Source organism: Pontimicrobium sp. MEBiC01747, assembly GCF_053601635.1.
The window spans coordinates 1-12,396 of sequence record NZ_JBSHNS010000121.1; the positions used below are offsets into that span (position 1 = coordinate 1).

The window sequence follows — 12,396 nt, forward strand, 5'->3', positions numbered from 1 at the left end:
ACTAAGTCCTGAGCTTGGTAAGCCATTAGATTTTCCTTCAATAATATTAATAATTAAATTAGATTTTGAGCCTTGTAATATAGTTTTAGAAGCTGTTTTATATATTTTCTTCTTTAAAGGTAATATACTGCCTTTTGCAAATATTTTCTCTAATCGTGTTGTAGAGGCATCTATATCGTCTATTTCCATACAAATATCGATAGGCAAAGGTTGCCCTAAAACATTATAACTACCTTGATTAATGGCTACATCATCTATTATTTTTAATACATTTTGGTTGCCATCTAATAACTGAATTTTAAATTTATTTAATCGTCCTTTTAATAGAGGAACAAACTCTGAAAATGAAGCATTATTTAATGCTTTTATACTAGAATCGTATCCTCCATCTGTTCTTATTATTCTATAACTGATAATATCGTTAGAACTTACTCGTCCAGTAATTAATTCTTCTAAATCTCTTGTGTTTTGTTCATAAAAAATATTACACTCAATGTCTTCTTTAACTTGCGAAGTTTGTTTAGAAAGATCTTCTTTTTCTTCTACTACAGATTCTGGTTTAGATCCTGCATAGTATGCAGCTCCTTCAACAACTGCAGATGTTGGATTTATACTTGAATCTACTAAAATCCCTGTTTCTTCTTTTATTTTCTCCCTTATATAAGGGACATAAGTACTTCCTCCTATTAATATTAAACGTTCTATTTGAGAATTAATTAATTGATTCTGGGATATTACTTTTTTTATAAGTGCAATAGTTTGTGCTACTTTATCTGCTATGACATTTTCAAATTGAGTTCTAGTAATAATAATCTCTTCAAACAACTCAATTCCATCAATAGCTATATCTAATTCTATTTCCGATTGTTCATAAACAGATAGTTCTTTTTTGACTTCCTCTGCTTTTTTTAGAAGTTCAAAATATAATCCTTTATAGTTATTAGACTTCGCTTTAATATTTTTCCAAAGATTATTGGTGTTACATTTTTCTTCCAATAGAGGAACAATAATTTTTTCTACTATTAAATTATCAAAATCTGCTCCTCCTAAAAAATTATCACCTTCGTTGTCTATTACTTTTAGCTCTCTATCATTTACTTCTACCAAAGCGACATCAAAAGTTCCGCCTCCAAAATCGTATACAATCCACTTTTGAGCTTCAGTTATGTCTAAATTAGCTGTATTTGCATAAGCTAAACATGCCGCAATTGGCTCTTGTAATAAAACTACTTCTTTAAATCCAGCTAGGTAGCCTGCTTTTTTAGTAGCATTAGATTGTATTGTATCGAAAGATGCAGGGATTGTTATAACGATAGAATTTAAATTAACATCGTCTGTAACAAAATTTTTAAGTTCTTTTAATATGTATGATGATAGTTCTATTGGAGAAATTTCTTTTTCTATAGATGGAATAAAATAGGTTTCCTGTGTTCCCATTTTACGCTTAAAAAGCATACTTACGTTTTTTGCATCTTTTTCTAAATAATCTAGAGCTTTATCTCCTATAATTATTCTTCCTCCTCTAAAAGCAACACAAGATGGTAACGTTTGTTTTAAACCTAAAGGGTTATTATATACTTTAATATTACCACTATTATAATTAGCAATAAGACTGTTTGTTGTGCCTAAATCTATAGCGAAATTTATAGTTTTCATATACTATTCTACTATTACTATTCCTTTTTGAATTAATTTTGTTTCTCCTTCCTCAATTTTATAAACAATAGGTTTTAGTACCTTAACAATACTCATATTTCCATTAATATCTCCAACTATATTGGCTTCTACATCGGTCATTTCATTTTTATAAGCTTGTCCTATTGGATCGACTATATGGTACCCCAATGCATCAAATTCATGATATATTCTTTCTATATTTCTATTGAAAGTAGATAAGTTTTCTTTTTTACTTTTTAATGCTATGGAAAACGTTTGATTAATTATTTCTAACATAATTTATTATAGACTCTTATTTTGAAACCTGAAAGTTACAACTTATATGGTTTTAAACAACTTCTGCTACAACAAAAGTACTACCTCCTATATAGATAACATCTTCTTTTTTTGCAGAAGCTAGAGCTAAGGTGTGAGCCTCTTTTACGGAATTACACACTTGTGCTGTAAAGCCTTCTGCTTGAAACTCCGTTTTTAATTGTTGTACATCCATACCTCTAGGAATATTAGGTTTACAGAGGTAATAGATTGCTTTTTTAGGTAGTATTCCAAAAACGGATTGCAAATTTTTATCGTTAACTACTCCAAAAACAATATGTAGCTCCTCGTACTGTTCTTGTTGTAATTGTTGCATAGTATAGGTTAAACCTTCTTTATTATGCGCCGTGTCGCAAATAACTTTTGGTTGTTCTTGTAAAATTTGCCAACGTCCTAATAGCTGTGTATTCTTTACAACATTAAGTAACCCTTTTTTAAGTTGCTCTTTAGAAACTGTATATTTTCCTTTGCGATTTAAAACTTTAATTGTTTGAACAACTGTTTTAATATTTTTATACTGATAATTCCCTGTTAAATCGCTGGTATAGGCTGCTGTTACTTCTTGGTCTGCAAATACTATCTCTGCATTGTGCTTTTCTGCTAAAGTTGTAAACACTGAAACGGTTTCAGATTGTGTTTCTCCCACTACAACGGGTATATTATGTTTAATGATGCCACCTTTTTCTGCCGCTATTTTTGGTAGTGTATTTCCTAAAAACTGGGTATGATCTAAGCCTATATTAGTTATTACTGAAACTTCTGGGGTAATTATATTGGTAGAATCTAAGCGTCCTCCTAGCCCAACTTCAATAATAGCAATATCTACTTTTTGTTTTGCAAAATAGTCGAAAGCCAATCCTACCGTCATTTCAAAAAAAGACAATTCCTGAGCTTTTAAAAACGATTTATTTCGTTTTATAAAACCTATGACATATTGTTTACTAACTTCTACTCCATTTATTTTTATACGCTCTCTAAAATCTTTTAAATGTGGAGAGGTATATAAACCAACATTATAACCTGCTTCTTGTAATACAGAAGCCAGCATGTGGCTTGTAGAACCTTTACCGTTGGTTCCTGCTACATGAATAGATTTGAATTTATGTTCTGGATGTTTTAAGTGTTTTGCTAAAGCTAAAGTATTAGATAAATCTTTTTTAAATGCTGTTTTACCTTGTTTTTGATACATTGGAAGTTGTGCGAACATCCATTGTACGGTTTCTTGATATGTCATTAGCTATTGTCCTACTGTGAAATCTATCTTTACAAAACCTATTTGCTTTACAGGAGCTTTAGAGTCTGCTGGCCATTTATGAGATAGAGCTGTTTTTTTAGCAGCTTCAAATAAACAAGAATCGCCTGTGGTTCCTTTTTTACCTGGAATAGCTTTTATAACTTTTCCTGATCGGTCAACATGTATTTCTACTACAACTCTCCCTTCTTCTTGACAATCTGGAACTATTTTTTTTCTAGATGGTTTTCCTCTTCCATTTAATCCGTAACCTACTCCTCCATTTCCTGTTCCTGGGTCTCCAAAATAACTAGGAGCATAGGGGTTACCGTTTAATTGCCCCTTATCTCCTGCTTGGTTATCGTCCCCTTCACTTCCAGATGATTCTCCATCTGAATTATTAAGCCCTCCCATTAAAGCATCTAACTTTGCTTTTTTATCGGCTTCTTCTTGTTTCTTTTTTGCTTCTGCTGCTGCCTTTGCTTTAGCTATTCTATCTGCTTCGGCTTTAGCATCTGCTTCGGCTTTTGCCTTAGCTTTCGCTTCTTTCTCTTTCTTTTTTATAGCTATTGCTTCTTCAGAATCTTGAGTAATAACATCTTCAGATTGTGCATTTGACGCTGCTGCTTCAGGTTTTGTTTCTGCTTGTTCTGGTTGAGACTGTGCTTCTTCTAGTGGTTTATTTATATTATTATTTTGTGATTTAACTGGTTTATCTGGTTGCACATCTCCGCTACCTACATTAGAATTTCCAAAATTAACTGCAACACCATATTCTGCTGGTGGATCTAAGTATGGAGGTCCTACCACAAATAACAACAGTAATAGAATTAACAACAATAGTGTTGTTATTTTTGCCGAATTACGTTCGTGTTTAGTTTCTAAATACTTCATTTTATTTTCTTTTAATCTTGATTACGAACTGCTAAAACTGATGGTATTCCATTTCTATTAGCAATATCCATAACATAAATAACATGTTTCATCTCTACATCTTGATCTGATTTAATTGTTATTTTTTTATAATCTTCAGATAGTATAAAATTAATCATTTTTAATTCTAAACTATCTTTCTCAACTTCATTTTTGCCTATTAGATACTTTCCGTTTCTTCTAACATTGATTTCTAAAGGCGGTTTTGCTTTTGGTTTTAAACCCTCTACTTCTGGTAATACCAAATCTATGCCATTATTATATTTTGAGTTATAAACAGACCTTTTTAAAGTTAACATTAACACTACAGCTATTACTAATAATACTAGATAAATAAGTAACCGCTTTTTCATTTACTCTATTGTGATTTCACTGCTAGTGTCGATTTTATTTTATTTCTATTAGCAATGTCCATGATGTATACTACATGTTTCATTTCTACATCTTGGTCGGATCGTATTGTTATCGTTGGAGTGCTTGATCCTCCTGCTTTTGCTAACACTTCGGCTTCTAATTGTCCTTTTGGCACTTGCTTCATGTTTACAAAGTATTGGTTCTTTTTGTTTACACTTACTGATACACTTTTTGTTTGCGTGGTTTTACTCGATGATTTAGGTAATAATAAATCTATCGCTTCGGCTGATACCAATGTAGACGCAATCATAAAAAAGATAAGTAGCAGGAATACAATATCGGTCATAGATGACATATTGAATTCTGGTGTTACTTTATTTCTTCCTCTTAAATTCATACTATACAGGTTCGTTTAATAAGTCTAAAAAGTCTAATGAATTCGCTTCCATTTGGTAGACTACCTTATCGGTTTTCACGACTAAATGGTTATAGGCTATATAGGCTACAATTCCTACTACTAAACCGCCTACTGTTGTAGTCATCGCTGTGTATAATCCATCGGCTAGTGTTTTAATATCTATAGAACCTCCAGAATTGGCAATTTCGAAAATTGAGATAATCATTCCTATCACGGTTCCTAAAAACCCTATCATTGGGGCTGCTCCTGAGATAGTGGCTAAAACGCTTACGTTTTTTTCTAGGCTGTAGACTTCTAATCGACCTGCATTTTCTATAGCTGTATTTATGTCTTCTAGCGGTTTTCCTATTCTTGAAATCCCTTTACTTATTAATCGTGATACTGGTGAGTTTGCTTGTGAACATAGGTTTTGTGCTGAATCTATTTTTCCCTCACTAACATAGTTTTTTATTTGGTTCATAAAATTTGCATCTACTTTAGAGGCTTCTTTTACTGCAAATAATCGTTCGAAATAGATATATGTTGCCATTATTAAAAGCAAAAACAATACAGCTATAATTACAATTCCCGCTGTTCCGCTACTACTTATTAACTCTATTATGGATAACGTTTTTTCTACTGGTTCTCCATCTACTAATGCTTCTGCATCTTGTGCAGTTTCTTGTAATAATGTGTTTAACATATTTTATGTTTTAATAATGGTATAACGTTTGTTTTTTGTATTACGTATAATTAAAATAAAGTTCTTGTTAATAAGAATCCTAAAGCTCCTGCTAAAAACCCTGTTAATGCTAGCCATGAGATCTTTTTAAGGTACCAGAAAAAGTCTATTTTTTCCATTCCCATAGCTACAACTCCTGCGGCAGAACCTATAATTAACATACTACCTCCTGTTCCTGCTGAGTATGCTATAAAGTGCCATAATTGGTCATCTAATGGTTCTGTAAACATTCCTAAACTTGCTGCTACTAAGGGTACGTTATCTATAACTGCCGAACCTATACCTAGTAATATTACAACTAAATCTGATACTTGTGTTCCTGCCATCTCCGTTCCTATCATTGGGATTCCAGTTTTTAATGTTGATGCAAAACCAAATAATGTTCCTAAAGATTCTAATGCGGCTACTGCCATTAAAATACCTAAGAAAAATAATATACTTGGTAATTCTATTTTAGATAATGAGTGGTGTACTGGACTATGGTGCGCATGTGCATCGCTTTCTCCTTCTACTTCTGTTAAACTGAATTTTGAAGAACTGTATATTTCCGCAAAAATGGCTACGACTCCTAAAGATAGCATCATACCTACATACGGTGGTAAGTGTGTTACTACTTTAAAAATTGGCACAAATATAATAGCACCAAGTCCTAAATATAGCATCGTACCACTAAATCTACTTTTAGGTTTATCTTCTGTTTCTTCTACTTCTAATTCACCTTTAAATGCTGGTAAAAAAGAAGCTATTGTTGCTGGTACTATCATACATAATAACGATGGTAAAAATAAATACCCGAATAAATGCCCTGTAGATACTTTATCGCCTATCCAAAGCATTGTAGTCGTTACGTCTCCAATTGGTGAGAATGCTCCTCCTGCATTAGCTGCTATAATAATTAAACCTGCATACCAAATACGTACACTTCTATCTTTTACTATTTTTTGAAGAATAGATATTAAAACAATTGTAGCTGTTAGGTTATCTATTATTGCAGATAGAACAAATGCTAATGCACAAAAAATCCAAAGTATTTTAGATTTCTTTTTAGTTCTTATAAAACTTTTTATGGTTGAAAACCCATCGAAGTAATCTATGATTTCTACAATAGTCATAGCACCTAATAAAAACACCAGAATCTCTGCGGTTTTTCCTAAATGGTGCAGTAGAGTTTCCTCCATTAAGTGCATTTTACTATCATGGTCTAGTGCTGTATAGCCTTCTACTAATCCATGATTTGCAGAATCAAACCATTGTGTAAAGGAATCTATCCCTAATGATATTAAGGCCCAACTTATAGCCATCATAACTAAAGCAGGAATTAATTTATCTATTTTTATATTGTGCTCTAATGTAATGGCTAAATAACCAAATACAAATACTAAAATTATTACTGTTTCCATCTTATTTTTATACCAATTGTTTTAATGCTATTTCAAATGCCGTTTTACTTATTTCTGTTTTACTAGAACTTTTATCGTAAACGTTTTGAATTGCTTGTTTTATAATGTTTGATGTGTCTTGAAAAATGGCCTCATCTGTCATTTGTACTTTACGTTCCATAAAGTATGCAAATACTCTAGCCATTCCACAGTTTGAAATAAAATCTGGAATTAAACTTACTTTCTCATCTGTGTGTTCCATAATTGAGCCAAAGAAAATTTCTTTATCTGCAAATGGCACATTTGCTCCACAAGAAATTACTTCTAAGCCAGTACTTATCATTTGATCTATTTGATCTTGAGTAATTAACCTAGATGCTGCACATGGGGCAAATATTTCTGTTTCTAAAGACCAAATTTTCTCATTCATCTCTGCAAACGGAATCATATTATCTGTTGCTAATGTATTTCCGTTTTTGGTTAAAAAGAACTTAGTAATTTCTTCGAAAGTAAATCCGTTTTCATTAATAACTCCTCCAGAAATATCTATAATACCAACAATTTTGGCTCCCATTTGTGCTAAATAGTATGCCGCTGCAGACCCAACATTTCCAAATCCTTGAACTATAGCTCGTTTTCCTACAACGCTACCGCCATAAATTTCGTAATAGCTTTTTACAGCTTCGGCAACTCCGTAACCTGTAATCATATCTGCTATAGTATACTTTCTTGCTACGTCTGGTGAGAACCCTGGGTTTTCAATAACTTTAATTACACCTTGACGTAACTGCCCTATTCTATTAATTTTATCGGCTTCTGTTGGTTTAAAATGTCCATTAAAAACACCTTCTTGCGGGTGCCAAACTCCAGATTCTTCTGTAATAGGTATAACTTCATGGATTTCATCTACATTTAAGTCTCCTCCTGTTCCGTAGTAACTTTTTAATAAAGGAGAAACTGCTTTATACCAACGCTCTAAAACACCTTTTTTTCTAGGATCTTTTGGGTCGAAGTTTATTCCCGATTTTGCACCGCCAATAGCAGGTCCAGATACTGTAAATTTCACTTCCATAGTTTTAGCAAGCGACAACACTTCATTAACGTCTAACCCTTTTCTCATTCTAGTTCCTCCTCCTGCAGCACCACCTCTAAGAGAGTTTATTACGGTCCAGCCTTCTGCTTCTGTTTCAGAGTCCTTCCAATTAAATATTATTTCTGGTGTTTTATTTTCGTACTTTTTTAATAATTCTTTCATGTATAGTGTGATTGATTCTTCTTTAACTTTAATAATTTATCCCTTTAAATTTTATTAAAGTGTAGCTAAAGCTGATTCATAAGTGGAAAGTTTTTCAGTTTATTAGCAACAAATATAAAAAACTAAAAATGGCTTTAAAAATAAAGCCATTTATATTATTAAATTTATTTAAGTTATCTATAATTTAGAATTCTTTTTTCTCATTTCCATAAAAATTAATGCCACCTATTTGTTTTACTCTTTTCTATTAATTGTTTTAAAACCTCAACATTTACATCTGCCAATTTATTAATATATAAGCATCCTTTTCCAAATTTACATTTCCCTAATTTTACAAGTATATCTTCTTCTTTGCTAATATCTAACGTTAAATAGATGGTTATTTTCGTTTTTCTTGGAGCAAAGCCTAAGTTAAACCATTCAAACTCGTCCTTACCTCCTTTGCGCTTGTATTTATACTTACCAAAACCTATAATAAAATTATCTCCCCATATTTTTGGTTCAACACCTGTTATTGCTTTCATTATAGACAAGAGTTTTTTGCTATCTTCTTTTTTAGAAGAATTTTCTATTGTTTCTATAAATGCTGAAACACTTTTATTGGTTTCTTTAGTTACTAGCCCAGACATATTTTTAAATTTAACTAAATTACCTTTTTATTAAATTATACAAATTAACCATTTTTAATAGTAAAGACTTTACCCGAAGAATGGTCCCTACTTGCTCCTGTTACACTCGCTAAACAATTAGTTTCGTTTCTTAATTTTAAAACGCCTAAAAACCCAAAAATTAAAGCTTCTTTATATTCTATTGTTTCTTTTGAAGGTATTATTATTTTAGTATGATTGCTCAAAGCCTCTATTCGTTCTATTAAAAATGTATTAAATACACCTCCTCCAGTTATTAATAACGAAGCTTCTACTTTTTCATTAATCACTTTTACTATTTGAATAGCGATATGCTCAACTACAGTTCGTAAAATATTCTCTACTGAAAGATTAAAACTATTAATTAACGGAAATACGATTTCTTTTACCCATTCTAAACCTAATGATTTTGGATAGGTTTCTTTGTAAAACGGAATACTGTTTAACTCGTTTAATAATTCCAGATTTACACTTCCTTTTGAAGCTAGCGTTCCTTTATCGTCATAGTCTAAACCTAATTTTGAAACATAAGCGTTTAATACAATATTTACTGGACAAATATCGAAAGCTATTCGTTTAGAATCTATTATGGTAGATACATTAGCAAAACCGCCTAAGTTTACACAATAATCATATTTAGCAAACAATAATTGATCTCCTATTGGTACTAAGGGAGCCCCTTGCCCACCTAAAGCAACATCTTGTACTCTAAAATCGCAAACTACTGTTTGTTGTATTAAGCTTGCTAATTGAGGTAAATTCCCTATTTGATAGGTTAATTGCTCTTCAGGTCTGTGTAATGCCGTATGCCCATGAGAGCAAACTGCATCAATATCTTGTATATTATACTTTTCTACAAAGTTATTTATTACTCCTGCTAAATATATAGTGTAATCTGTATCTAAACTTTGTAATTCTTCTTTAGTATGGTCGACAAGTTCCTTTAATAAACTCATCCAACTTTCAGGATAGGCAATCGTTTCTGCTTTATCTATTTTAAAGCTCCAATTTTTATTATAATTAAAAGTAACTAGTGCTAAATCTATTCCATCTAATGATGTTCCAGACATTACGCCTATTACTTTATATTCGCTTTTTATCATATAAAGTAAAAATAGGAATATCTGTTGAATAAACGCTAATAAAAGGCTATATTTGCACTCTTATTTTATCAAATCAACAATTATTACAATTATGGATTTTAGCCTTACAGAAGAACATTTAATGATACGCGACGCTGCTCGTGATTTTGCACAAACCGAATTATTACCTGGTGTTATAGAACGTGATGAGAAACAAGAGTTTCCTCAAGAATTAGTTCGTAAAATGGGAGATTTAGGATTTATGGGTATTATGGTAGACCCTAAATACGGAGGAAGTGGAATGGATGCTATTTCTTATGTTCTTATTATGGAGGAATTATCTAAAATTGATGCTTCTGCCTCTGTAATGGTTTCTGTAAATAACTCATTAGTTTGTTATGGTTTAGAATCTTATGGAACAGAAGAACAAAAACAAAAGTACCTTACTAAATTAGCTACAGGAGAATTTATTGGAGCATTTTGTTTAAGTGAGCCTGAAGCTGGTAGTGATGCAACTTCGCAAAAAACTACTGCTATAGACATGGGAGACCATTACGTTTTAAACGGTACAAAAAACTGGATTACTAATGGTGGACGTAGTGATGTTTATTTAGTAATTGCGCAAACAGACAGAGAAAAAGGACACAGAGGTATTAATGCTTTTATTGTTGAAAAAGGCATGGAAGGTTTCGATGTTGGACCAAAAGAAGACAAATTAGGTATTAGAGGTAGTGATACTCATACTTTACAATTTAACGATGTAAAAGTACCTAAAGAGAATAGAATTGGTGAGGATGGATTTGGTTTTAAATTCGCCATGAAAACTTTATCTGGTGGACGTATTGGTATTGCTTCTCAAGCCTTAGGTATTGCAGCTGGTGCATACGAATTAGCACTTAAATACTCTAAAGAGCGTAAAGCATTTGGCACAGAGATTTGTAACCACCAAGCGATTGCTTTTAAATTAGCTGATATGGCTACAGAAATTGAAGCGGCACGTCTATTAGTTATGAAATCTGCATGGGATAAGGATCAAGGTAATAACTACGATATGTCTAGTGCAATGGCAAAATTATACGCCTCTAAAGTAGCAATGGAACAGACTGTTGAAGCTGTACAAATACATGGTGGTAATGGTTTTGTTAAAGAATATCATGTAGAGCGTTTAATGCGTGATGCAAAAATTACTCAGATTTACGAAGGTACTTCAGAGATTCAAAAAATTGTAATTTCTAGAGGTGTTATCAAAGGTTAATCCTTGAAACTATAGAATATAAAAAAGGCTTTAAAGTTTAAAACTTTAAAGCCTTTTTCTATTATAGTAATTAATGCAAATTAACTTATCGTCGTCTTCCTCTATTATTTCTCATTTCTTGCATTTTACTTACAATAATTTCTTTGTATTCTAATTTAGCAATTTCTTTCCCTCTATCTGGCGCTTCTATTTTAACTTTCCCTTCTGGGTTTATTGTTATTTTATAACACAACATTGTTGTATTATCTGCGCTTACTTCTAAAATTAACCCTGGTAATCCCCAATACTCTAATGGGCCTTGACTTATTGGAATTTGTGGTGTATACCAAGCTTCTACAACTGTCATTGGCATCTCTCCTTCTTTTTGGTTTTCTTTTTGCCTAAGTTCGCTCCACGAAAAGTTATACCATTTTAAACTAGCTGTAGGTATAATAGCTGTAGCTTTATAACAATTATAATCTCCTATTTTTTTAGTTTCTGTACTTAGTTTCCAGTCTATTTTTTGTAATTTATCTTTTACTAGAAAACGCTTTCCATAAAATTCTTGATTTTGAATTAATACATTCGTTTTTACATTTTTATATTGGTCTCCAGCCGTAAAGTTTTTACCCCACGAATCTGTAGCGCCCGATATAGCATCTAGCTTTTCATCTTCTACAAATATAGATTCTGCCTTATTAAAGGTTAATACATACGTTTTTTCTAGTCTATTTTTTAATCGCTCTTTAATTTGTTTTTTTTGAGCTTCACTCATTTTTGCTCCCCAACGCCCTAAATCCATAGTCGATTTAGAAAAATAATATGCTTTGCCCTGAAAGTCTTGTGCAAAAACTGTTAGCGTAATTAAAAAAGTGATTAATGAGATCTTAATTTTTTGTTGAGAATATTTCATAAGACAATTACAATTTAATTTTGTTTAACAAGTTTAAAAATTAATTAAACATAATTATTTTAATTGTTATAATATTAACAACTTTTATCTGTTCTTGCTTAGTTCATTCAAAACCAAGCGCAACTCGCCATAGGTATATTTATCGTCTATTTGATGTTTTAAATCTGATAGATTTTCAAAGGTATATTTAGGGATTAACTCCTTTAATTCCTTGTAGTGCTCTTTAGAAACTAAATC

General features: G+C 31.8%; 14 protein-coding genes. 1 reads left to right on the top strand and 13 read right to left on the bottom strand.

The features are described 5' to 3' along the window. The 11 genes from ACVC2P_RS03200 to ACVC2P_RS03250 all read right to left on the bottom strand — a co-directional run. The coding region (locus tag ACVC2P_RS03200) for an Hsp70 family protein (RefSeq protein ID WP_452597043.1) at nt 1-1,656 on the bottom strand (1,656 nt) is incomplete at its 3' end. A 3-nt stretch (nt 1,657-1,659) separates the two neighbouring features. Further along, nucleotides 1,660-1,953: a hypothetical protein gene (locus tag ACVC2P_RS03205; protein WP_452597044.1), complete on the bottom strand. Its 294-nt coding sequence runs from the start codon at nt 1,951-1,953 to the stop codon at nt 1,660-1,662. 52 nt (nt 1,954-2,005) lie between these two features. Continuing rightward, on the bottom strand, nt 2,006-3,226 hold the full coding sequence (locus tag ACVC2P_RS03210; protein ID WP_452597045.1) for a bifunctional folylpolyglutamate synthase/dihydrofolate synthase: 1,221 nt from the start codon (nt 3,224-3,226) through the stop codon (nt 2,006-2,008). A gap of 3 nt (nt 3,227-3,229) precedes the next feature. Next, nucleotides 3,230-4,117: an energy transducer TonB gene (locus ACVC2P_RS03215; protein ID WP_452597046.1), complete on the bottom strand. Its 888-nt coding sequence runs from the start codon at nt 4,115-4,117 to the stop codon at nt 3,230-3,232. An 11-nt stretch (nt 4,118-4,128) separates the two neighbouring features. Further along, complete coding sequence (locus ACVC2P_RS03220; RefSeq protein WP_452597047.1) at nt 4,129-4,509, bottom strand: ExbD/TolR family protein; 381 nt, start codon at nt 4,507-4,509, stop codon at nt 4,129-4,131. Between the two features lie 5 nt (nt 4,510-4,514). Next, nucleotides 4,515-4,907, bottom strand: a complete 393-nt coding sequence (locus tag ACVC2P_RS03225) for an ExbD/TolR family protein (protein WP_452597048.1) — start codon at nt 4,905-4,907, stop codon at nt 4,515-4,517. 1 nt (nt 4,908) lies between these two features. Then, nucleotides 4,909-5,610 (bottom strand): MotA/TolQ/ExbB proton channel family protein, encoded by a 702-nt coding sequence (locus tag ACVC2P_RS03230; protein WP_452597049.1) that lies wholly within the window; start codon nt 5,608-5,610, stop codon nt 4,909-4,911. Nucleotides 5,611-5,660: 50 nt separating this feature from the next. Further along, nucleotides 5,661-7,049, bottom strand: coding sequence for a sodium:proton antiporter NhaD (gene nhaD, locus ACVC2P_RS03235; protein ID WP_452597050.1), 1,389 nt, complete (start codon nt 7,047-7,049; stop codon nt 5,661-5,663). Nucleotides 7,050-7,056: 7 nt separating this feature from the next. Next, a complete protein-coding gene (locus ACVC2P_RS03240) occupies nt 7,057-8,283 on the bottom strand; it encodes a Glu/Leu/Phe/Val dehydrogenase dimerization domain-containing protein (RefSeq protein ID WP_452597051.1) in 1,227 nt (408 codons plus the stop codon). 215 nt (nt 8,284-8,498) lie between these two features. Then, entirely contained in the window at nt 8,499-8,912 is a 414-nt protein-coding gene (locus tag ACVC2P_RS03245) for a DUF1801 domain-containing protein (protein ID WP_452597052.1), read from the bottom strand. A gap of 44 nt (nt 8,913-8,956) precedes the next feature. Further along, entirely contained in the window at nt 8,957-10,033 is a 1,077-nt protein-coding gene (locus ACVC2P_RS03250) for an anhydro-N-acetylmuramic acid kinase (RefSeq protein WP_452597053.1), read from the bottom strand. Between the two features lie 91 nt (nt 10,034-10,124). Between ACVC2P_RS03250 and ACVC2P_RS03255 the strand changes: the two genes are divergently transcribed. Beyond that, nucleotides 10,125-11,267 carry an acyl-CoA dehydrogenase gene (locus ACVC2P_RS03255; RefSeq protein ID WP_452597054.1) on the top strand — a complete coding sequence of 381 codons (1,143 nt, stop codon included), beginning with the start codon at nt 10,125-10,127 and terminating at the stop codon, nt 11,265-11,267. An 85-nt stretch (nt 11,268-11,352) separates the two neighbouring features. Here ACVC2P_RS03255 and ACVC2P_RS03260 read toward each other — a convergent pair whose 3' ends face one another. Next, a complete protein-coding gene (locus ACVC2P_RS03260; RefSeq protein ID WP_452597055.1) occupies nt 11,353-12,159 on the bottom strand; it encodes a GLPGLI family protein in 807 nt (268 codons plus the stop codon). Between the two features lie 84 nt (nt 12,160-12,243). Then, nucleotides 12,244-12,396: helix-turn-helix domain-containing protein (locus tag ACVC2P_RS03265; protein ID WP_452597056.1), on the bottom strand; the 153-nt coding region annotated here is incomplete at its 5' end.

Bases quoted from the DNA above. Each gene is read 5' to 3' on its own strand.
- ACVC2P_RS03205 (WP_452597044.1), bottom strand. From the start codon at position 1,953: ATGTTAGAAATAATTAATCAAACGTTTTCCATAGCATTAAAAAGTAAA.
- ACVC2P_RS03210 (WP_452597045.1), bottom strand. From the start codon at position 3,226: ATGACATATCAAGAAACCGTACAATGGATGTTCGCACAACTTCCAATG.
- ACVC2P_RS03220 (WP_452597047.1), bottom strand. From the start codon at position 4,509: ATGAAAAAGCGGTTACTTATTTATCTAGTATTATTAGTAATAGCTGTA.
- ACVC2P_RS03215 (WP_452597046.1), bottom strand. From the start codon at position 4,117: ATGAAGTATTTAGAAACTAAACACGAACGTAATTCGGCAAAAATAACA.
- ACVC2P_RS03225 (WP_452597048.1), bottom strand. From the start codon at position 4,907: ATGAATTTAAGAGGAAGAAATAAAGTAACACCAGAATTCAATATGTCA.
- nhaD (WP_452597050.1), bottom strand. From the start codon at position 7,049: ATGGAAACAGTAATAATTTTAGTATTTGTATTTGGTTATTTAGCCATT.
- ACVC2P_RS03255 (WP_452597054.1), top strand. From the start codon at position 10,125: ATGGATTTTAGCCTTACAGAAGAACATTTAATGATACGCGACGCTGCT.
- ACVC2P_RS03250 (WP_452597053.1), bottom strand. From the start codon at position 10,033: ATGATAAAAAGCGAATATAAAGTAATAGGCGTAATGTCTGGAACATCA.
- ACVC2P_RS03240 (WP_452597051.1), bottom strand. From the start codon at position 8,283: ATGAAAGAATTATTAAAAAAGTACGAAAATAAAACACCAGAAATAATA.
- ACVC2P_RS03245 (WP_452597052.1), bottom strand. From the start codon at position 8,912: ATGTCTGGGCTAGTAACTAAAGAAACCAATAAAAGTGTTTCAGCATTT.
- ACVC2P_RS03260 (WP_452597055.1), bottom strand. From the start codon at position 12,159: ATGAAATATTCTCAACAAAAAATTAAGATCTCATTAATCACTTTTTTA.
- ACVC2P_RS03230 (WP_452597049.1), bottom strand. From the start codon at position 5,610: ATGTTAAACACATTATTACAAGAAACTGCACAAGATGCAGAAGCATTA.